Consider the following 19,883-nt stretch of genomic DNA (forward strand, 5'->3'; position numbering starts at 1 on the left):
GGAGCGACGGTGCGACGATTCGACCTGCTCGCGAAGAGGCCGGCACAGGCGAAGTAAAACTCAGGACAGTCCCGCATTTGGCCGAACCGCCGCCGTGATGCCTTGTTATAGTTCGGGCCTCATTTTCTGCCCGGTAAAGGATCACTGCCATGACTCAATACTCCGCCTTCAGCGTCGAACTGGCCGACAACATCGCCCATGTGCAGATCAATCGCCCGGAAAAGATCAATTCGATGAACGCGGCGTTCTGGAGCGAGATCGTCGAGATCTTCCAGTGGATCGACGACACCGACGAAGTGCGCGTGGTGGTGCTCAGCGGCAACGGTAAACATTTTTCCTCCGGCATCGACCTGATGATGCTCGCCGGCGTCGCCAATGAACTGGGCAAGGACGTCGGCCGCAACGCGCGCCTGCTGCGCCGCAAGATCCTCACCCTGCAAGCTTCGTTCAATGCCGTCGATAACTGCCGCAAACCGGTGCTCGCGGCCATTCAGGGCTATTGCCTGGGCGGCGCCATCGACCTGATCGCCGCCTGTGACATGCGCTACGCCGCCGAGGACGCACAATTCTCGATCAAGGAAATCGACATCGGCATGGCCGCCGATGTTGGCACTTTGCAACGGTTGCCACGGATCATCGGTGACGGCATGCTGCGTGAACTGGCTTACACCGGTCGCACCTTCGGCGCCGAAGAAGCGCGCAGCATCGGCTTGGTCAATCGCGTCTACAACGACAAGGACGCGCTGCTTGAAGGCGTGTTGGACATCGCTCGCGAGGTCGCATCGAAGTCGCCGATCGCGATTACCGGCACCAAGGAAATGATCAGCTACATGCGCGACCATCGTATCGACGATGGTCTCGAATACGTTGCCACCTGGAACGCCGCCATGTTGCAATCCACCGACTTGCGCGTGGCCATGGCCGCCCACATGAGCAAACAGAAACCCGAATTTCTGGACTGAGAAACCATGATAGCTCGCTGGACCACTGCAGTACTCGACACCGATCAACCAGGCGGCTGGGCCGTGGCGCGCAGCCCGGAAGGCTTTCTGTTCGATGACAACGGCGCGTTGTTCCCGCGCGAATGGCTCAAGCGTCAGGACTTGTCAGTTCTCGCCGAGCACGGCATTGGCCATCTCGATGGCGAGCCGGTGTACCTGTTGGAGTTGCACCGCGCCAGTGAGGTGCCGGGTTGCAATTGGAAAGGTCTGCGGGCGTTCATGCTCGATGGCGATCACACCATCTACAAAGTGCTCGGTTACGCCGCGCAGATCGGCACCTGGGCGCGCGAACATCGCTTCTGCGGCAATTGCGGGCAAGCGATGACGCAAGTGCCGCGTGAGCGGGCGATGTATTGCCAGCCGTGCGACCTGCGCAGTTACCCGCGCATTTCGCCGAGCATGATCGTGCTGATCACCCGGGGCGACGAGATTCTGTTGGCGCGTTCACCGCGTTTCGTCACCGGGGTTTACAGCACGCTGGCAGGGTTCGCGGAACCTGGCGAGTCGGCCGAGGATTGCCTGATTCGTGAAGTGCGTGAAGAAGTGCAGATTGAGGTGCAGAACATTCAGTATCTGGGTAGCCAGTGCTGGCCGTTCCCGCATTCGATGATGCTCGGCTTCCATGCCGAATACGCCGGTGGCGAGATTGTCTGTCAGGAAGACGAGATCGAAGACGCCCAGTGGTTCAACGTGCACGACCTGCCGCCGTTGCCGGCGTCCAAGTCGATTGCCCGTTACCTGATCGACGTCTACGTGGCGCGGCGCTTAGGCCACGCTGAACCAGTGCTGCCAGGCTAGGCGCACGGTCAAACCCAGGACCACGGTGATGAACACCGGGCGAATGAACTTGGCGCCGCCGCTGATCGCGGTGCGCGCGCCAAAGAACGCGCCGACCATCACCGACAGACCCATGCTCAGGCCGATGATCCAGTCCACCTGCCCGGAAAACACGAACACCGACAGCGCCGCAATGTTGCTGACGAAGTTCATGCTGCGCGCCACGCCGCTGGCCTTGACCAGGTCAATCGGGTAAAGCAGCAGACTGCTGACTGTCCAGAACGCGCCTGTGCCCGGACCCGCCACGCCGTCGTAGAAACCGAGGCTGAAGCCTTGGGTCGATTGCCATTTCTTTTTGATCGGCGCATCGCTGTCCAGCGGTGCTTTTGGCGTGCCGCCGAACAACAGGTAAAGACCGCAGGCGAAGACGATCACCGGGAGCATCTTGTTCAGCCATTCGGCCGGCAGGTAATGAGCGACGACGGCGCCGGTCAGTGCGCCGACCAGTGTGCCGACGATGGCGTGTGTCCATTGGCGCGGGTGAAACAATTTGCGTTTGTAGAAGGTGAAACTGGCGGTGGCCGAACCGAAGGTCGAACTCAATTTGTTGGTGCCGAGCACCAGATGCGGCGGCAGGCCAGCCGTCAGCAGGGCAGGCGTGGTCAACAGACCGCCACCGCCGGCGATGGCGTCGATGAAGCCGGCAATGAAAGCGACAAAGGCCAGAATGGCCAGGGTGGTGAGGTCAACGCTGAGTTCGAAAGGCATGGAGTCGGCTTATTCGGCAGGGCGCAGATTTGGCTGCGGGGAGGGCGGTCATGTTACCTGTATCCAACTTTTGCGGCGACCCGTCTGACGCCTTCGCGAGCAAGCTCGCTCCCACAGTTTTTTGGGGTGTTCACAAAATCAATATTCACTACAAATCCCCTGTGGGAGCGAGCTTGCTCGCGAAGGCGGCATCCCAGCCAATGCAAAACTTACTGTTGTCCACTCAACATCCAGCCAACAAATCCCCCTTAAAAAAACATCTTGATAGCCGGGAAGCTCAACAAAACCAGGCATTCCAACCCTGGCACGCTTGCTGCTCTACCACTCCCATCTCCGCAAATGTCCCGAGGACACGCCAATGAGTCAGCAAGCCGTTAAATTTGCCTACTGGGTGCCGAACGTCAGCGGTGGGCTGGTGGTCAGCAAGATCGAACAGCGCACCGATTGGGGCATCGACTACAACCGCAAACTCGCGCAGATCGCCGAGGCGGCCGGGTTCGAATATGCGCTGACGCAGATCCGTTTCACCGCCGGTTATGGCGCCGAGTTCCAGCATGAGTCGGTCGCGTTCAGCCACGCGTTACTCGCGGCCACCAGTAAACTCAAGGTAATCGCCGCGATCCTGCCCGGGCCGTGGCAACCGGCGCTGGCGGCCAAGCAACTGGCGACGATCGATCAACTCACCAACGGGCGCATCGCGGTGAACATCGTCAGCGGCTGGTTCAAAGGCGAGTTTCAGGCCATCGGCGAGCATTGGCTGGAGCACGACGAGCGTTATCGTCGTTCCGAAGAGTTTATCCGCTCATTGCGGGGTGTCTGGAGCCAAGACAACTTCACCTTTCGCGGCGACTTCTACCGCTTCGACAATTACAGCCTGAAACCGAAACCGCTGGGCCGTCCGGAGATCTTTCAGGGCGGCAGTTCCCGTGCGGCGCGTGACATGGCCGCGCGGGTCTCGGACTGGTATTTCACCAATGGCAACAGCGTTGAGGGAATCAAGGCGCAGGTTGACGATATTCGTGCCAAAGCAGCGGCGAACAATCATTCGGTGAAGGTTGGCGTGAACGCGTTTGTCATCGCCCGCGATACCGAAGAGGAGGCGCGGGCGGTACTTGCGCAGATCATCGATCAGGCCGATCCGGAAGCGGTAAACGCCTTTGGCGATGCAGCGAAACAGGCGGGCCGGGCATCGCCAGAGGGTGAGGGCAACTGGGCAAAATCGACGTTTGAGGATCTGGTGCAGTACAACGATGGCTTCAAGACCAATCTGATTGGCACGCCGCTGCAGATTGCCGAACGGATCGTGGCGCTGAAAGCGGTGGGGGTGGATCTGGTGCTGGCGGGGTTTTTGCACTTTCAGGAAGAGGTCGAGTATTTCGGCGAGCGAGTGTTGCCGCTCGTTCGCGAACTGGAGGCCGAGAAGACCGCCGCCGTCGCTTGAACCCTATGCAAAACCTGTGGGAGCGAGCTTGCTCGCGAAGGCGTGTGAACATTCAACTTATATGTTGACTGACACACCGCTATCGCGAGCAGGCTCACTCCTACATTTGGAGCTGTGTTGGCTTACAGGCCGAGGTCGGACAAGCTCGGATGATCATCCGGGCGCCGGCCCAGCGGCCAATGGAACTTGCGCTCACTCTCTTTGATTGGCATATCGTTGATGCACGCATAGCGCTGGAACATCAGGCCTTGCTCGTCGAATTCCCAGTTTTCATTGCCGTAAGAGCGGAACCAGTTGCCCGAATCATCGTGCCATTCATAGGCATAGCGCACGGCAATGCGGGTATCCGAATAAGCCCACAGCTCCTTGATCAAACGGTAATCCAGTTCTTTCGCCCATTTACGGGTCAGAAAGGCCTTGGCTTCTTCGCGGTTGTTGGCGAATTCGGCGCGGTTACGCCATTTGGTGTCGAGGGTGTAGGCCAGCGATACCCGCTCCGGGTCGCGGGAGTTCCAGCCATCCTCGGCCAAACGAACTTTCTCGATCGCCGATTCACGGTTGAAGGGCGGTAATGGCGGACGTACCTGGGCTGCAGTAGACATGTTCAGTCTCCCGATCTAATTAATAATTGAACAACAAGTCCGGCTTATTAAGGCGTTACAGGTCCAATAACTTTCGCGCCATGCATTGCGCATTATCGGCGGCACTGTGATCACCCATCACAAGCGCTACGGTAATGGCGCCGTCAATCAGGATCAGCATCTGCCTGGCCAGCAGTTGCGGATCCTCGGCACCATGTTCGGTACACAGCTCGCACACGTAGTCGAGCAGCTTCTGTTTGTGTTCTTTGGCGACCAGCCGCACCGGGTCCTGCGGGTCGCCGGTTTCACCGCTGGTGTTGATGAACGCGCAGCCGCGAAAGCCTTCCGAGGCGAACCAGCTTTTAAGCACCGTAAACAGGTTGAGCAGGCGATCGGCCGGGGTCTCGGCCTGATCGACAGCGCTTCGGTACCAATGCATCCAGCGCACGTCACGGCGTTGCAGAGCGGCGACGGTCAAGGCGTCCTTGTCGGCAAAGTAACGGTAGATACTTTTTCTGGAGACGCCGGCGGTTTTCACCAGAAGATCCATGCTGGTGGCAGCGATGCCACTTTTGTAGATCAACTTTTCGGTGACATCCAGAATGATGTCGCGTGTGTCGTTGCTAGTGATTTCGTTCATGTGACGAACAGTAGAACGATTGTTCTCCTTTGGCAATGGCTTTTTAAAATCAAAAGATCGCAGCCTTCGGCAGCTCCTACATTGGCCCGTGTAGGAGCTGCCGAAGGCTGCGATCTTGATCTCATTACGGGCACTAACAAGACCCGAAGGATGTGATGGTGTAAGCTCTCGGGTTCTTCGGATTCGACCCATTGCGAGCCCTATGCCGTTGCTTTTCAAACGTTCCTTGCTGCCTAAACTGCGCAGCTTCCCGCTGACCGCCGAGGCTGTGACCATTCTGTCCGGCGCCGCCGAGTTTCGTCGTTGCCTGCTGGAGAAAATCGCCACGGCGACGCAGCGCATCTACATCGTTGCGCTGTATCTGCAGCAAGACGAAGCCGGTCAGGAAATCCTCGATGCTCTCCACGCCGCCAAGCTCAAGCGTCCCGAGCTGGAAATCGCCGTGGTGGTCGACTGGTTGCGCGCGCAGCGCGGACTGATCGGCGCCGGCAAGCAGCCGGGCAACTCGGCGTGGTATCAGGAAATGACCCGCACGCACCAGAGCGAAGTGCCGGTGTACGGCGTGCCGGTGCAGACTCGCGAGTTGTTTGGTGTGCTGCATTTGAAAGGCTTCGTGATCGACGACTGTGTGGTCTACAGCGGCGCGAGCCTGAACAACGTCTACCTGCACAAGTTCGACAAGTACCGTTTCGACCGTTATCACGTCCTGCAAAGCGCTGAACTGGCCGACTCGATGCATCATTTGGTCAAGCACGGCCTGATCGAATCGAAAGCGGTGCATCGCCTCGACCTGCCCAACCTGCCGACCACGCGTAGCCTGCGCAACGATATCGGCGATCTGCGTAGCCGCCTCAAATATGCAACGTACGACACGGCCACTGGCAGCACTGCCAGAGACGGTCTGTCCGTTACCCCGTTGCTCGGCGTCGGCAAGAACAACCCGTTGAACCGGGCGATTCTCGAACTGATTGCCAGCGCGCAAAAACAGCTGACCATCTGCACGCCGTACTTCAACTTGCCGCTGGGCGTGATCCGCGAGATCAACCGCGCATTGGCCCGTGGCGTGAAGATCGACATTGTGGTCGGCGACAAGACCGCCAACGACTTTTACATTCCGCCGAGCGAGCCGTTCAAGGTGATCGCAGCGTTGCCGTATCTGTACGAGATCAGCTTGCGCCGCTTTGCCAAGCGCCATCAGCGCAACATCGACAGCGGCCAGTTGAACCTGCACCTGTGGCGTGATGGCGACAACACCTATCACCTCAAGGGCATGTGGGTTGATCAGCGCTATACGTTGCTGACCGGCAACAACCTTAATCCACGGGCGTTCCGCCTCGATCTGGAAAATGCGTTGTTGATCGATGATCCGAAAGGGGAGTGGCTGGAGCCGCGGGCGAAGGAACTGGAAGAGATTTTCCGCCATACCACGCGGATCGAGAATTTCCAGAGTCTGGAGACGCTGCCGGAATACCCGGCCGGGGTGGCCAAGTTTCTCAAGCGCGTGAGTCGGGTGCGGATTGAGCGGTTGCTCTACCGGATTCTCTAAAATCGAAATTATCTAGCGCGGCTGATAAAGCCTTCGCGAGCAAGCTCGCTCCCACAGGGAAATGCATTCCAAATGTGGGAGCGAGCTTGCTCGCGAAGGGGCCAGACCAGACGCTAAAAAACTTAATTCAGACCCAACTTGCCACGCAACGTAGACAAGTCCTCAGCCAGCGTATTCACCGGCCCGACCAGCGCCTTGCGGTCGTTATCCTTCACCTTGTCATACGTCTCGAAACCACCCTCCTTGGTCTTGTACTTGGCCAGAATCTTGTCGACCGTGGCAAAGTTCTTGTCGACCTTCGCGACAAACGCCTTGTCCTGCTTCTCGATCTGCGGACGGAACAGGTCGACGATTTTCTTCGCGCCGTCGATGTTGCCCTGGAAGTCATACAGGTCGGTGTGGCTGTAGCGATCTTCTTCACCGGAGATCTTGGTCGCGGCCACTTCTTCCAGCAGCGCAGCGGCACCGCCGACGACTTTCTCCGGCGGGAAGGTCAGGCCGGCGACGCGGGTCTGCAGGTCTTTGACGTCGCTGTTGAGCTTGTCGGCCAGCTCGTTCAGGCCCTGGGTGCTTTTCTCCGAGAACAGCGTGTATTCGATGCGGTGGAAACCGGTGAAGTCGTCGGCCTTCACGCCTTTCTCGTGGTCGTCGACGCGCGAGTCGATGGACGCATCGAGGTCACTGAACAGCTCGGCAATCGGCTCGATCGACTCGTAGTAAACGCGAGTCGGGGCGTAGAGCTTTTGCGCGGCGGCCAGGTCACCTTTTTTCACCGCGTCGGTGAACTGCTGGGTGTGGCTGCCCAGCTCATCCAGTTGCTCGGTGACGTAAATCTTGTAGTCCGACACCGGCCCGACCAGATCCAGCGGTGCTGTCGCGGCGAACGCCGACAGCGGGGTGTTGAGCAAACCAAGGGTCAGCAATAGCGCGAGTGGCGTCTTTTTCATGGGGGCGGCTCCAGTGTTGGGATGTTGTTTTATGCAGCGGTTTTCGGTTGTGTGGCGTTGAGCAACGAGCGACCGATGAAGTCCTTGTCGCCCGTGACACCCGGCAGGGTGAAGAAGTAACCGCCGCCGACCGGCTTGAGGTATTCCTCCAGCGGTTCGCCGTTGAGGCGGGTCTGCACGGTGATGAAGCCTTTTTCCAGATCGGCCTGATAGCAGATGAACAGCAGGCCCATGTCGAGCTGGCCGTTCTTGTTCACGCCGTTGGAGTAGTTGAACGGCCGGCGCAGGATCAGGTTGGCCTGGGTTTCAGCCGTACGCGGATTAGCCAGACGAATGTGCGCGTCGAGTTTGGTCAGCTTGCCCGCCGGGTCCTTGCTGTAATCCGGGACTTCGCTTTCATGCTGGCCACCCATCGGTGCACCGGTGGTTTTGACCCGGCCAAGGATGCTTTCCTGCTCCTGCAACGGTGTGCGGTCCCAGCGCTCGACGAAATTGCGGATGATCCGCACAGCCTGATAACTACCGTGGGCGGCCCAGGCTGGCTCGTCGCTGCCCGGTTGTACCCAGACCAGACGATCCATGGCTTTGCTGTCGTTGGAATCGGGGTTGGCCGAGCCATCACGGAAGCCGAGGAAGTTGCGCGCCGATTGCGCTGGCACACCGGGTTTCGCCGGGGCTTGCGGCGGCACGCTGCCTTCCTGTTTCCAGCGCACCAGCAGCAGGTCGGGGAGGTTTTTGACGATGTCGCGCAGGGCGTGAATGTTGGTGTCGGCGGTGTTCGAGCAGAACTGCAAACTCAGGTCGCCATGGCAGCAATCGGCTTCCAGCGCATCGTTGGGAAAACCGACCATGCGTATCAGACGCTTGGGCTTGGCCTCGGCCAGACCGAAGCGCTCGTCGAACAGCGATTCGCCGACAGAAACGGTAATGGTCAGGTTGTCCGGCGTGACGTTCGGGCCGAGGATGCCGGAATCCGGTGGCGGCAGTTTCGGGTCGATCTGCGCGACCGGGCCACCCTTCATCAGAAACGCGATGCGCTCGTTGAGGGTGCGGAACAGTCGCTCAAGGTCTTCGCGGTCACTGGCCAACACATCGAAGGAAACCAGCATGCCCGACGCCGGGCGCGGGGTGACAATGCCGGTCTGGTGTACGCCGTGGAAATCGTGGCGGTCTTCGGTCTTGTCGCTGCTCGGTGCTTCGGTGACTTGCGCAGGTGCGGCGGCCATGGCCGGGCAGCTCAGGGCGGAACCGGCGAGGGCGACACCGGCGGCGCCCATGCCCATCAGGACACGGCGACGTTGCAGATTGAAGTTTTCTGAATCTTTCATCGCGAATTCGTCTTCTGCTTACAGGCCGGAGAGGCCGAGGGCGGGATCGATGCCATCCAGTGCGTCGGCCAGAGCCTGGGCCTTGTCGGCGATCTGCTTGCGTTGTGCGCCGCTGACGGAGTCGTAGCTGGCGTAGCCGTCCTTGATCTTGTAGGTGTCGAGTTCTGTGTCGAAATCCGCCAGTGCCTGGTCGATTTTCGGCAGCAGCTCGGCAGCCGATTTGCTCAGCATTGGTCGCAGGAGGTCGACGACTTTGTGCGCGGTTTGCGCATTGGCGGCGAAACCGTTGAGGTCGCTGTGGCTATAACGCTCCTCTTCTCCGCTGGCAGCACGCACATCGGCCAAGGTGTTGAGGTTGCGCACGACGATGTTGACCAGTTGCTCCGGCGGCAGGCTCTGCGCGAGCAGTTGTTGTTTGAGCGTGGTGACATCGCTGAGCAGGCGCTGGGCGACCGGTGCCAGATCGTCGAGTTTGCGCTGCTGGAACAGGCCGAATTCGAGGCGATGGAAGCCGACGAAGGCTGGATCCTGCTCGCGTTTTTCGAAGTAATCGGCGCGGGCGTTGATGCTGTTGTCCAGTTCTGCCAGACGCTGCGCAGCCGGGGCCAGATGTTGATACGCCGAGCGTGCCGGCAGGTACAGCGCCTGAGCCTGACTCAAATCGCCGCTTTCAATGGCTTGGTTGAGCGCGGTCACGGCTTTTATCAGCGCGCTGCTCTGGCTGGCCAGGTACACGCGGAATTCCGACAGCGGCCCGACGAAGGCGACCATCGAAGGCTTGGCTTTGGCCGCTGCGTCAGAGGCTGCCGTCGGCGTCACGTGCAAGGTGCCGCGCGGGTTGCTCAGCAATCCGCAGGTGATCGCGTAATCGCCCGGTTGCAGATTGGCGTTGATCACCTGGCTCAGGCCCGGCGCGATGTTTTCGCGTTCTTCGACGACGAGTACGCCGTCAAGGATTTCCCATTCCACGGCACGATCGGAGCGGTTGACGATGCGGAAACTGGCGCGACCGGCCGGCACCGTCAGCGCGTTTGGCTCGCAACTGCCCGGATGAATGTTCACGACCACTTCATCGTGATTGTGCTGACGCTTGGCCGCAGCCATTTTCGAGGCGTAATAAAACAGACCGCCGGCGGCGATCATCACCACCACCGAGCCGGCCACCGCCCAACGCAAGGCGCGGGGAGGGGAGGCCTGAGGAGTATTAGGCTTTGACATGAATGCCCTTATTGGCTGGAAACGGAAGACGATTGTGCGGAAGGCTTCGGCGCGGGAGCCGGGTAAAAAAACATCACCAGCGCCACCAGCAGATAGATCAGATAAGCACCGAGGGTGCTGATGGTCGGCGCATCCTGATAACCGAACATGCCGGCCAGCACCGAGCCCAGCGGGCCATCCATCGGCAGCGTCGCGCTGAAGTCGAACAGCACCGTTTGCAGGTGATTCCACAGCCCGGCTTCATGCAGGGCCTGCACGGAGTTGGCGAGAATCCCGGCGGCCACCACCAGAATGAACAGGCCGGTCCACTTGAAGAACGCCGAAAGGTTGAGGCGCATGCTGCCGCTGTAGATCAGGAAGCCGACGATGATTGCCAGAATCAGCCCGAGCAGGGCACCGATCGGCGCGCCCGGGCCTTCGCTTTGCTGGAACACTGCGAGCAGGAAGAACACCGTTTCCAGGCCTTCACGGGCGACAGCGAAAAACACCATGGCAATCAGCGCAATGACCTGATGCTTTGAAGAAGTCAGCGCGTGATCCAGCGAGGCTTGCAGCGAATGCTTGATCGAGCGCGCGACTTTGCGCATCCAGAACACCATCGAGCTGAGAATGCCCACCGCGACCAGACCGACGATGCCTTCGAACAGCTCCTGTTGCTTTTGCGGGAATTCTGCGCTGACCAGTTCCAGGCCACCACCGACCAGCAGGGCGAGGGCGGCGGCGAGAAACACGCCGATCCACACGGCGGGCATCCATTGACCACGGCCAGTCTGTTGCAGGTAGCTGGCGATGATGCCAACGATCAGCGCGGCTTCAATGCCTTCGCGCAGCATGATCAGGAAGGGAACGAGCATTCGGTGTCCAATAAGTCATTCGAAGAGGTTACAAGTTGTAACATAATGAAAGTCATTCTCACATGACATTGATTGACATAAACCTGAACAGTTGCTGAACGACCTCAATTTTTGCCTCGCATTGATCCCTGTAGGAGTGAGCCTGCTCGCGATAGCGGTGTGTCAGAACATTCAGCGCTAAATGACACGACGCCATCGCGAGCAGGCTCACTCCTACAGGGGATTCGTGTTGAATTCGTGTCCTGCGGTAATATGCCTGCCATTCAAAAACAACAAGGTTCAGCGCGCTCCATGTCGGAAAAAGACACCATCGCCGTGCAACTGGTGCGTGAAGCGCTGCTGCAAAGTTGTGCCCCGGGCGTGGCCACGGAAGAAGTCTTGAACAAGGTCGGGATTGATCCGCTGCTGCTGCAAACCGAGCACGGCCGGGTGCCGGCCTCGCAGTACGCGAAACTCTGGCGGTTATTGGCGCGCCGTGGCGACGACGAGTTCTTTGGCATGGACCCGCGCAAACTCAAGTCCGGCAGCCTGGAATTCCTCTGCCGCAGCGCCATTGCGCAACCGACACTGGCAGCGGGTTTGAGCACGGGCCTGAGCTTTCTGTCATTGATGCTTGAACGCATGCCCGCGCAACTGGTGCACCAGCAAAGTCTGGCGGAAATCGTCCTGCTGGAAGATGACCCCGAACCGCGCCGCGCCTTCACCTATTTCACTTATTGGATGATCGTCCACGGTGTGGCCTGCTGGCTGGCGGGGCGGCGAATTCCGATTCTGGCCATTGAACTGCGCTGCCCCGAGCCGGATTTCACCGATGACTATCGGGTGATGTTTTCGGAAAACCTGCGTTTCGACCGGCCTCGTACGCGGATGATCTTCTCGGCGGATTGCCTCGAGCTGCCGATCAAGCGCACGGCCGAGGAGCTGAAACGCTTTCTCGCCCACGCCCCGGCCAATATTCTGGTGAAGTACCGCGATCCGGAGAGTCTTGCCAGTCGGATCAAGCAGGATCTACGGCAACTGCCCGCTGAACAATGGCCGGAAACCGAGGCCTTGGCGCAGCAATTGTGCATGTCGGCCTCGACGTTGCGCCGGCGACTGGCGGAGGAAGGGCAGACCTATCAAGGCCTCAAGGACAGTGTGCGCAAGGAGTTGGCGATTGTCTGGCTGGCTGAGCCTTCGATCAGTTTTGTCGAGATTGCCGCGCGATTAGGGTTTGCCGATGCGAGTTCGTTTTACAAGGCGTTTCGCAAGTGGTCGGGGTCGAATCCGGGGCACTATCGCACGTTGATCCTGAATGAGGTTGTCTGACCCAACACATCCGCCGCTTGATCATTCCCACGCTCTGCGTGGGAATGCCTCAAGGGACGCTCCGCGTTCCAGCTCTGGAGCTGACGCAGAGCGTCCAAGGCTGCATTCCCACGCAGAGCGTGGGAACGATCAGTGTGGTAGCGGTCATGGCCAAACCAGTCAGCCACATTGATAGCTTTGACCATTGCCCCAAGCCCCGCACAGCGCGACTATCCCTCTGTTGTTTACGCTTCCCAGCCTAATAAAAAACAGAGGGATTCTGGCAATGCGCGATTACTTGTCTGCCACCACACAGTTCAACTATCAGCACACCGTGGATGCCGCACTCAGCGGTACGCTTGCGGCGCTCAACGCCTGCGTCGAATGCTGCGACCGGCATGCCTTGCCGGGGCGCATTGCGCTGTTCTGGGAAGGGCGCGATGGCTCCAGCGCAACGTACACGTTCAGCGAGTTGCAGGACAAAGCCGCGCGTTTCGCCAATTTCCTTCTCGCCCAAGGCGTGCAGAAAGGTGACAAGGTCGCCGGGCTGCTGCCGCGCAACGTCGAATTGCTCATCACTGTGTTGGCCACCTGGCGCATCGGCGCGGTGTATCAACCGCTGTTCACCGCGTTCGGCCCGAAAGCCCTCGAACATCGCCTGAACAGTTCCGGCGCCAAAGTCGTGGTGACCGACGCCGTCAACCGGCCGAAACTCGCTGAAGTCGCCGATTGCCCAACGCTCGTTACCGTCGGCGGCGCGAAAGGCCAGGGCATCGTCCGTGGCGACTTCAGTTTCTGGGCCGAACTGGCCAACCATTCCAACGTCTGCGAACCGGTATTGCTGACCGGCGAAGACCCGTTCTTGCTGATGTTCACCTCGGGCACCACCGGCCCGTCGAAAGCGCTGTCGGTGCCGCTCAAAGCCATCGTTGCCTTCCAGAGCTACACCCGTGATGCCGTCGATCTGCGCCCGGAAGATGCGTTCTGGAACGTCGCCGATCCGGGCTGGGCTTACGGCATCTATTTCGGCGTGACCGGGCCTTTGTCGATGGGCCACCCGATCACCTTCTACGATGGCCCGTTCACTCTCGAAAGCACCTGCCGGGTGATCAACAAATACGGCATCACCAACCTCACCGGTTCGCCAACCGCATACCGCTTGCTGATTGCTGGCGGTGACGAATTCGCCAAGTCGATAAAAGGCAAATTGCGCATCGTCAGCAGTGCCGGTGAACCGCTGAACCCGGAAGTGATCCGCTGGTTCGCCGACAACCTCGGCGTGGTCATCCACGACCATTACGGTCAGACCGAACTGGGCATGGTGTTGTGTAACCACCACGGCCTCGATCACGCGGTGCACGTCGGCGCCGCCGGTTTCGCCTCGCCTGGCCACCGGATTGTTGTGCTCAATGAGCAGTACAAAGAACTCGGTGTCGGCCAGCCCGGCATTCTTGCCATCGACCGGCCGCAATCGCCGATGTGCTGGTTCGGTGGCTACGAAGGCGCGCCGACCAAGGCCTTCGTCGGCGATTACTACTTGAGCGGCGACACCGTGGAATGGAACCCGGACGGCAGCATCAGTTTCGTCGGCCGCAGCGATGACGTGATCACCACATCGGGCTACCGCGTCGGCCCCTTCGACGTGGAAAGCGCGCTGATCGAACACCCGGCGGTCGTCGAGGCGGCGGTGGTCGGCAAACCGGATCCGGAGCGCACCGAACTGGTCAAAGCTTTTGTCGTACTGAGTGCGCAATACCGCGCCGCGCCTGAGCTGGCCGAAGAACTGCGCCAACACGTGCGCAAGCGTCTGGCCGCGCATTCATACCCGCGTGAAATCGAATTTGTCAGCGAATTGCCCAAGACCCCGAGTGGCAAATTGCAGCGCTTTATCTTGCGCAACCAGGAAATCGCCAAGGCTCAAGAGGCTGCGGCGCATAACGTTTCAGCTTGAATCAGGAACTACAGTCATGCAGATCGAGAACAAGGTTTTTATCGTCACCGGCGGCGCCTCCGGCCTCGGTGCCGCCACCGCTGAATTGCTGCTCAGTGCCGGCGCCAAAGTGATGCTGGTGGACATGAATGCCGAAGCAGTCGCCGCGCAGGCTCAGCGTCTGGGCGCGCAAAGCGTGGTTGCCGATATCAGCAACGAAGCCGCCGCCGAAGCTGCCGTGCAGGCGACCGTCAAAGCCTTTGGCAGCCTCAATGGTCTGGTCAACTGCGCCGGCATCGTTCGTGGCGAGAAGATCCTCGGCAAGAACGGCCCACATGCGCTGAGCAGTTTTGCTCAGGTGATCAACGTCAACCTGATTGGTAGTTTCAACATGCTGCGTCTGGCCGCTGCGGCGATTGCTGAATCCGAGGCGAACGCTGACGGCGAGCGCGGCGTGATCATCAACACCGCATCGGTCGCGGCGTTTGACGGTCAGATTGGCCAAGCGGCGTACTCCGCCTCGAAAGGCGCTATCGCTAGCCTGACTCTGCCCGCCGCCCGTGAACTGGCGCGTTTCGGCATCCGTGTGATGACCATCGCACCGGGCATTTTTGAAACGCCGATGATGGCCGGCATGACCCCGGAAGTCCGCGAATCGCTGGCCGCCGGCGTGCCGTTCCCGCCGCGTCTGGGCAAGCCCGCCGAGTACGCCGCACTGGTTCGGCATATCATCGAAAACAGCATGCTCAACGGCGAGGTGATCCGTCTCGACGGTGCCTTGCGCATGGCCGCCAAGTAAGGAGGATTTGTCATGTCTATTTCCAACGATCCGATTGTTATCGTCAGCGCCGTACGCACGCCCATGGGCGGCTTTCAGGGCGAACTGAAAAGCCTCACCGCGCCGCAACTCGGCGCTGCGGCGATCAAGGCTGCGGTTGAGCGCTCTGGTGTCGGCAGCGATGCGGTCGATGAAGTGTTGTTCGGTTGCGTACTGCCTGCGGGCCTCGGCCAGGCGCCTGCACGCCAAGCGGCATTGGGCGCCGGGCTGGATAAATCGACCCGTTGCACCACCATCAACAAGATGTGCGGTTCGGGCATGGAAACCACGATTCTGGCTCACGACATGCTGGTGGCTGGCAGTGCCGACGTGGTGATTGCCGGCGGCATGGAAAGCATGTCCAACTCGCCGTATCTGCTGGATCGTGCCCGTGCCGGTTACCGCATGGGCCATGGCCGCGTGCTTGACTCAATGTTCCTCGACGGTCTCGAAGATGCCTACGACAAGGGCCGTTTGATGGGCACCTTCGCCGAGGATTGTGCCGAGACCAACCACTTCAGCCGTGAAGCGCAGGATGCGTTTGCCATCGCCTCGACCACCCGCGCGCAGCAGGCGATCAAGGACGGCAGCTTCAAGGACGAAATCGTCCCGCTGACCGTGACCGTCGGCAAAGAGCAGGTGCTGATCAGCAACGACGAACAGCCACCGAAAGCCAAACTGGACAAAGTTGCCTCGCTGAAACCGGCGTTCCGCGAAGGCGGCACGGTGACGGCGGCGAACTCCAGCTCGATCTCTGACGGTGCAGCGGCGCTGGTGCTGATGCGTCAGTCGCAAGCGCAGAAACTCGGGTTGAAACCGTTGGCGGTGATCCATGGCCACGCGGCGTTCGCCGACACTCCGGGTCTGTTCCCGGTGGCACCGATTGGGGCGATCAAAAAGTTGATCAAGAAAACCGGTTGGTCGCTGGGTGATGTTGATCTGTTTGAGGTCAACGAGGCGTTTGCCGTGGTTGGCATGGCGGCAATGACGCACCTGGAAATCCCCCATGACAAGCTGAATGTGCATGGCGGTGCCTGTGCGCTGGGCCATCCGATCGGCGCGTCCGGTGCGCGGATTCTGGTCACGTTGCTCTCGGCATTGCGCCAGAGAAAGCAGAAACGCGGTATCGCGGCGATCTGCATCGGCGGCGGCGAAGCCACGGCCATGGCTGTGGAATGCCTTTACTAAACACACTAATCCTGTAGGAGCTGACGAGTGCAACGAGGCTGCGATCTTTTGATCTTGTTTTTAAATCAAGATCAAAAGATCGCAGCCTGCGGCAGCTCCTACAGGGGAACGTGTGTAACCCGGATTTAAGGATTCACCATGATTCCCAACGAAGACCAAACCCAGATCCGCGACATGGCCCGACAGTTCGCCGAGGAACGCTTGAAGCCGTTCGCCGCCGAGTGGGATCGCGAGCACCGTTTCCCCAAGGAAGCCATCGCTCAAATGGCTGAGCTGGGCTTCTTCGGCATGCTCGTGCCGGACCAGTGGGGTGGTTGCGACACCGGTTATCTGGCGTACGCCATGGCCCTTGAAGAAATCGCTGCTGGCGATGGCGCCTGCTCGACGATCATGAGCGTGCACAACTCGGTGGGTTGCGTGCCGATCCTCAAGTTCGGCAACGACGATCAGCGCGAACGCTTTCTCAAGCCGCTGGCCAGCGGCGCGATGCTCGGTGCCTTTGCATTGACCGAACCGCAGGCCGGTTCCGACGCCAGCAGCCTGAAAACCCGGGCACGGCTGGAAGGTGATCACTACGTGCTGAACGGCTGCAAACAGTTCATCACTTCAGGGCAAAACGCCGGGATCGTGATTGTGTTTGCCGTGACCGATCCGAGTGCCGGCAAACGCGGCATCACTGCGTTTATCGTGCCGACCGATTCGCCGGGCTACAAAGTTGCTCGCGTCGAAGACAAGCTCGGTCAACACGCGTCCGACACCTGCCAGATTCTCTTCGAAGACGTCAAAGTGCCGGTGGCCAACCGTTTGGGCGAGGAGGGCGAGGGCTACAAGATTGCCCTGGCCAACCTTGAAGGCGGCCGCGTCGGCATCGCATCGCAATCGGTGGGCATGGCCCGCGCGGCGTTCGAAGCAGCACGTGATTACGCCCGCGAGCGCGACACCTTCGGCAAGCCGATCATCGAGCATCAGGCCGTGGCATTCCGCTTGGCCGACATGGCCACGCAAATTGCAGTTGCCCGGCAGATGGTGCATTACGCGGCGGCCCTGCGCGACAGCGGTCAACCGGCCTTGGTCGAGGCGTCGATGGCCAAACTGTTCGCTTCGGAAATGGCCGAGAAGGTCTGTTCGATGGCGTTGCAAACCCTCGGTGGTTACGGTTACCTCAACGACTTCCCGCTGGAACGTATCTACCGCGACGTGCGCGTCTGCCAGATCTACGAAGGCACCAGCGACATTCAGCGCATGGTCATTTCGCGCAATCTTTAAGAAGGAGTTTGTTTATGACTTACGAAACCATTCTGCTCGAAACCCACGGCCGCGTTGGCCTGATCACCCTCAATCGCCCGCAGGCGCTGAACGCCCTGAATGCGCAACTGGTCAGCGAAGTGAACCAGGCCCTTGATGCACTGGAAGCGGATGCGAACATCGGTTGCATCGTCCTCACTGGCTCGAAAAAAGCCTTTGCCGCCGGTGCCGATATCAAGGAAATGGCCGAACTGACCTATCCGCAGATCTACATGGACGACCTGTTCAGCGACAGCGATCGCGTGGCTAACCGCCGTAAGCCGATCATCGCCGCCGTTAACGGTTTCGCCCTCGGTGGTGGCTGTGAGTTGGCGTTGATGTGCGACTTCATTCTGGCTGGCGACAACGCCAGATTCGGTCAACCGGAAATCAATCTCGGTGTGTTGCCGGGCATGGGCGGCACCCAGCGCCTGACTCGCGCCGTGGGCAAGGCGAAAGCCATGGAAATGTGCCTGAGTGGGCGTTTGATTGATGCGGTGGAAGCTGAGCGTTGCGGGATTGTCGCGCGGATCGTGCCGAGTGATGAGTTGCTTGATGAGGCGCTGAAGGTGGCGGCAGTGATCGCCAGCAAGTCGCTGCCGATTGCGATGATGGTCAAGGAAAGTGTGAATCGTGCCTTTGAAGTGAACCTGACTGAGGGCGTGCGCTTCGAGCGTCGGGTGTTCCACGCGGCGTTTGCCACGCAGGATCAGAAGGAAGGGATGGCGGCGTTTATTGCCAAGCGTGAGGCGGCATTCCAAGGCAAGTAATGCGCGGGCCTGACTAACGCCTTCGCGAGCAGGCTCGCTCCCACATTGGTTTGTCGGCAAACACAGCCTTTGTGTTCACTGGAGATCCCTGTGGGAGCGAGCTTGCTCGCGAAGCTTTTATGGCTTGATATACATCAAAATCAAAAGCCCCTCACCCTAACCCTCTCCCGGAGGAAGAGGGGACTGATTGGGGGATGCCTGGAATGTACGCCGATCTGATCCTGCTTTAGCGAATCCATAATCGACGATCTTTCAGGTCGATGGATAACGCCAGGCATCTCGGTCGGCTCCCTCTCCCTCTGGGCGGTCCGACGTTTCGGGAGGGCTGGGGTGAGGGAAAGGGGCCAACACCATTACAACTGATAGTTCTTCAACTCCCGCGCAATCACCATCCGCTGAATCTCGCTCGACCCTTCATAGATCTGGGTAATCCGTGCATCACGGTAGTACTTCTCGACCGGATAATCCTCCAGATACCCATACCCGCCATGAATCTGAATCGCTGAAGAGCAGACCTTCTCGGCCATTTCCGAAGCAAACAGCTTGGCCTGCGAAGCCTCGGACAAACACGGTTTACCCGCCGTGCGCAGCCGCGCCGCATGCAGGATCATCAGCCGCGCGGCGTTGATTTGCATGTGCATGTCAGCCAGCAGGTTGGCGATGCTCTGGTGCTCATTGATCGGTTTGCCGAACTGGATGCGATCACGCGAATACACCAGCGCCGCCTCAAACGCCGCGCGGGCGATCCCCAGTGCTTGCGCGGCGATACCGATGCGTCCGCCTTCAAGGTTGGACAGGGCAATCGCCAGCCCTTTGCCGCGCTCGCCGAGCAGATTGGCCTCAGGAATGCTGCAGTTGTTCAGCGTCACCGCACAGGTATCGGAGGCACGAATGCCCATCTTGTGCTCAGTACGATCAACGATAAAACCGGCGGTATCGGTCGGCACCAGAAACGCCGAAATACCTTTCTTGCCCAGATCCGGATCGGTCACCGCAAACACAATCGCCAGCTTCGCCCGTTTGCCGTTGCTGACAAATTGCTTGGCGCCGTTGATCACCCATTGACCGTCACGCAGTTCGGCGCGAGTGCGCAGGTTGTGCGCTTCGGAGCCGGCCTGAGGTTCGGTCAGGCAGAAGCAGCCGATGGTTTGCCCGCTGGCCAGATCCGCCAGCCAGGTTTGTTTCTGTGCTTCGCTGCCGTAATTGAGCACCGGGCCGCAGCCCACCGAGTTGTGGATGCTCATGAAGGCGCCGGTCGCGCCGTCACCGGCGGAAATCTCCTCCACGGCCAAAGCGTAGGCGACGTAATCGACGTAAGTGCCGCCCCATTCCTCAGGCACCACCATGCCAAGCAAACCGAGTTCACCCATTTTCGCGACGAGCGCGTCGTCGATCCAGCCAGCCTTTTCCCAGGCCTGCGCGTGCGGCGCGATTTCGCCACGGGCGAAGTCCCGGGCCATGTCGCGGATCATCACTTGTTCTTCAGTCAGTTCGAGATCGTGCATG

At 59.7% G+C, this 19,883-nt stretch carries 18 protein-coding genes; 10 read left to right on the forward strand and 8 right to left on the reverse strand.

Features of this window, described 5'->3' with window-relative positions:
- The first annotated feature begins 149 nt into the window (after positions 1-149).
- On the forward strand, positions 150-962 hold the full coding sequence (locus FGA82_RS00555; RefSeq protein WP_141125626.1) for a crotonase/enoyl-CoA hydratase family protein: 813 nt from the start codon (positions 150-152) through the stop codon (positions 960-962).
- A 6-nt stretch (positions 963-968) separates the two neighbouring features.
- Complete coding sequence (nudC, locus tag FGA82_RS00560) at positions 969-1,799, forward strand: NAD(+) diphosphatase (protein ID WP_141125627.1); 831 nt, start codon at positions 969-971, stop codon at positions 1,797-1,799.
- Here the strand turns inward: nudC and FGA82_RS00565 are convergent.
- A complete protein-coding gene (locus FGA82_RS00565; RefSeq protein WP_141125628.1) occupies positions 1,767-2,546 on the reverse strand; it encodes a TSUP family transporter in 780 nt (259 codons plus the stop codon). The genes nudC and FGA82_RS00565 overlap by 33 nt on opposite strands.
- Positions 2,547-2,904: 358 nt before the next feature.
- Between FGA82_RS00565 and sfnG the strand changes: the two genes are divergently transcribed.
- The gene (sfnG, locus tag FGA82_RS00570) at positions 2,905-3,987 is read left to right on the forward strand and encodes a dimethylsulfone monooxygenase SfnG (protein WP_141125629.1); all 1,083 of its coding nucleotides are present in this window, start codon (positions 2,905-2,907) and stop codon (positions 3,985-3,987) included.
- A 122-nt stretch (positions 3,988-4,109) separates the two neighbouring features.
- Here sfnG and FGA82_RS00580 read toward each other — a convergent pair whose 3' ends face one another.
- Together FGA82_RS00580 and FGA82_RS00585 are read right to left on the reverse strand one after the other, a co-directional pair.
- Positions 4,110-4,589, reverse strand: a complete 480-nt coding sequence (locus tag FGA82_RS00580; RefSeq protein ID WP_038361256.1) for a DUF1348 family protein — start codon at positions 4,587-4,589, stop codon at positions 4,110-4,112.
- Positions 4,590-4,644: 55 nt separating this feature from the next.
- Positions 4,645-5,208, reverse strand: coding sequence for a TetR/AcrR family transcriptional regulator (locus tag FGA82_RS00585; RefSeq protein ID WP_141125631.1), 564 nt, complete (start codon positions 5,206-5,208; stop codon positions 4,645-4,647).
- A gap of 202 nt (positions 5,209-5,410) precedes the next feature.
- Here FGA82_RS00585 and pssA point away from each other — a divergent pair, with 202 nt between their 5' ends.
- On the forward strand, positions 5,411-6,754 hold the full coding sequence (gene pssA / locus FGA82_RS00590) for a CDP-diacylglycerol--serine O-phosphatidyltransferase (protein ID WP_141125632.1): 1,344 nt from the start codon (positions 5,411-5,413) through the stop codon (positions 6,752-6,754).
- A 122-nt stretch (positions 6,755-6,876) separates the two neighbouring features.
- On the opposite strand, the gene efeO (FGA82_RS00595) is transcribed toward pssA, so the two are convergent.
- From efeO (FGA82_RS00595) to efeU, 4 genes are read right to left on the reverse strand one after another with little or no spacing between them, the layout of a single operon-like run.
- On the reverse strand, positions 6,877-7,701 hold the full coding sequence (efeO, locus tag FGA82_RS00595) for an iron uptake system protein EfeO (RefSeq protein WP_141125633.1): 825 nt from the start codon (positions 7,699-7,701) through the stop codon (positions 6,877-6,879).
- A gap of 29 nt (positions 7,702-7,730) precedes the next feature.
- Positions 7,731-9,029 carry an iron uptake transporter deferrochelatase/peroxidase subunit gene (gene efeB, locus FGA82_RS00600; protein WP_141125634.1) on the reverse strand — a complete coding sequence of 433 codons (1,299 nt, stop codon included), beginning with the start codon at positions 9,027-9,029 and terminating at the stop codon, positions 7,731-7,733.
- A gap of 18 nt (positions 9,030-9,047) precedes the next feature.
- Positions 9,048-10,247, reverse strand: a complete 1,200-nt coding sequence (gene efeO / locus FGA82_RS00605; RefSeq protein ID WP_141125635.1) for an iron uptake system protein EfeO — start codon at positions 10,245-10,247, stop codon at positions 9,048-9,050.
- 8 nt (positions 10,248-10,255) lie between these two features.
- Positions 10,256-11,101 carry an iron uptake transporter permease EfeU gene (gene efeU, locus FGA82_RS00610; RefSeq protein WP_108224687.1) on the reverse strand — a complete coding sequence of 282 codons (846 nt, stop codon included), beginning with the start codon at positions 11,099-11,101 and terminating at the stop codon, positions 10,256-10,258.
- A gap of 291 nt (positions 11,102-11,392) precedes the next feature.
- Here efeU and FGA82_RS00620 point away from each other — a divergent pair, with 291 nt between their 5' ends.
- The 6 genes from FGA82_RS00620 to FGA82_RS00650 all read left to right on the forward strand — a co-directional run bounded on the left by FGA82_RS00620 (position 11,393) and on the right by FGA82_RS00650 (position 18,377).
- Positions 11,393-12,409 carry an AraC family transcriptional regulator gene (locus FGA82_RS00620; protein ID WP_141125636.1) on the forward strand — a complete coding sequence of 339 codons (1,017 nt, stop codon included), beginning with the start codon at positions 11,393-11,395 and terminating at the stop codon, positions 12,407-12,409.
- Positions 12,410-12,674: 265 nt separating this feature from the next.
- Positions 12,675-14,339: an AMP-binding protein gene (locus FGA82_RS00630; RefSeq protein ID WP_141125637.1), complete on the forward strand. Its 1,665-nt coding sequence runs from the start codon at positions 12,675-12,677 to the stop codon at positions 14,337-14,339.
- 16 nt (positions 14,340-14,355) lie between these two features.
- Positions 14,356-15,117 carry an SDR family NAD(P)-dependent oxidoreductase gene (locus FGA82_RS00635; protein ID WP_141125638.1) on the forward strand — a complete coding sequence of 254 codons (762 nt, stop codon included), beginning with the start codon at positions 14,356-14,358 and terminating at the stop codon, positions 15,115-15,117.
- A gap of 12 nt (positions 15,118-15,129) precedes the next feature.
- The gene (locus FGA82_RS00640) at positions 15,130-16,323 is read left to right on the forward strand and encodes an acetyl-CoA C-acyltransferase (RefSeq protein ID WP_141125639.1); all 1,194 of its coding nucleotides are present in this window, start codon (positions 15,130-15,132) and stop codon (positions 16,321-16,323) included.
- A 138-nt stretch (positions 16,324-16,461) separates the two neighbouring features.
- A complete protein-coding gene (locus FGA82_RS00645) occupies positions 16,462-17,589 on the forward strand; it encodes an acyl-CoA dehydrogenase (protein ID WP_141125640.1) in 1,128 nt (375 codons plus the stop codon).
- 14 nt (positions 17,590-17,603) lie between these two features.
- Entirely contained in the window at positions 17,604-18,377 is a 774-nt protein-coding gene (locus FGA82_RS00650; RefSeq protein WP_141125641.1) for an enoyl-CoA hydratase, read from the forward strand.
- Positions 18,378-18,730: 353 nt separating this feature from the next.
- Here the strand turns inward: FGA82_RS00650 and FGA82_RS00655 are convergent, their stop codons facing one another.
- Positions 18,731-19,882, reverse strand: a complete 1,152-nt coding sequence (locus FGA82_RS00655; protein WP_003224706.1) for an acyl-CoA dehydrogenase family protein — start codon at positions 19,880-19,882, stop codon at positions 18,731-18,733.
- Between the last annotated feature and the right edge of the window lies 1 nt (position 19,883).

Source organism: Pseudomonas fluorescens (assembly GCF_005938625.1).
Taxonomy (GTDB): domain Bacteria; phylum Pseudomonadota; class Gammaproteobacteria; order Pseudomonadales; family Pseudomonadaceae; genus Aquipseudomonas; species Aquipseudomonas fluorescens_BD.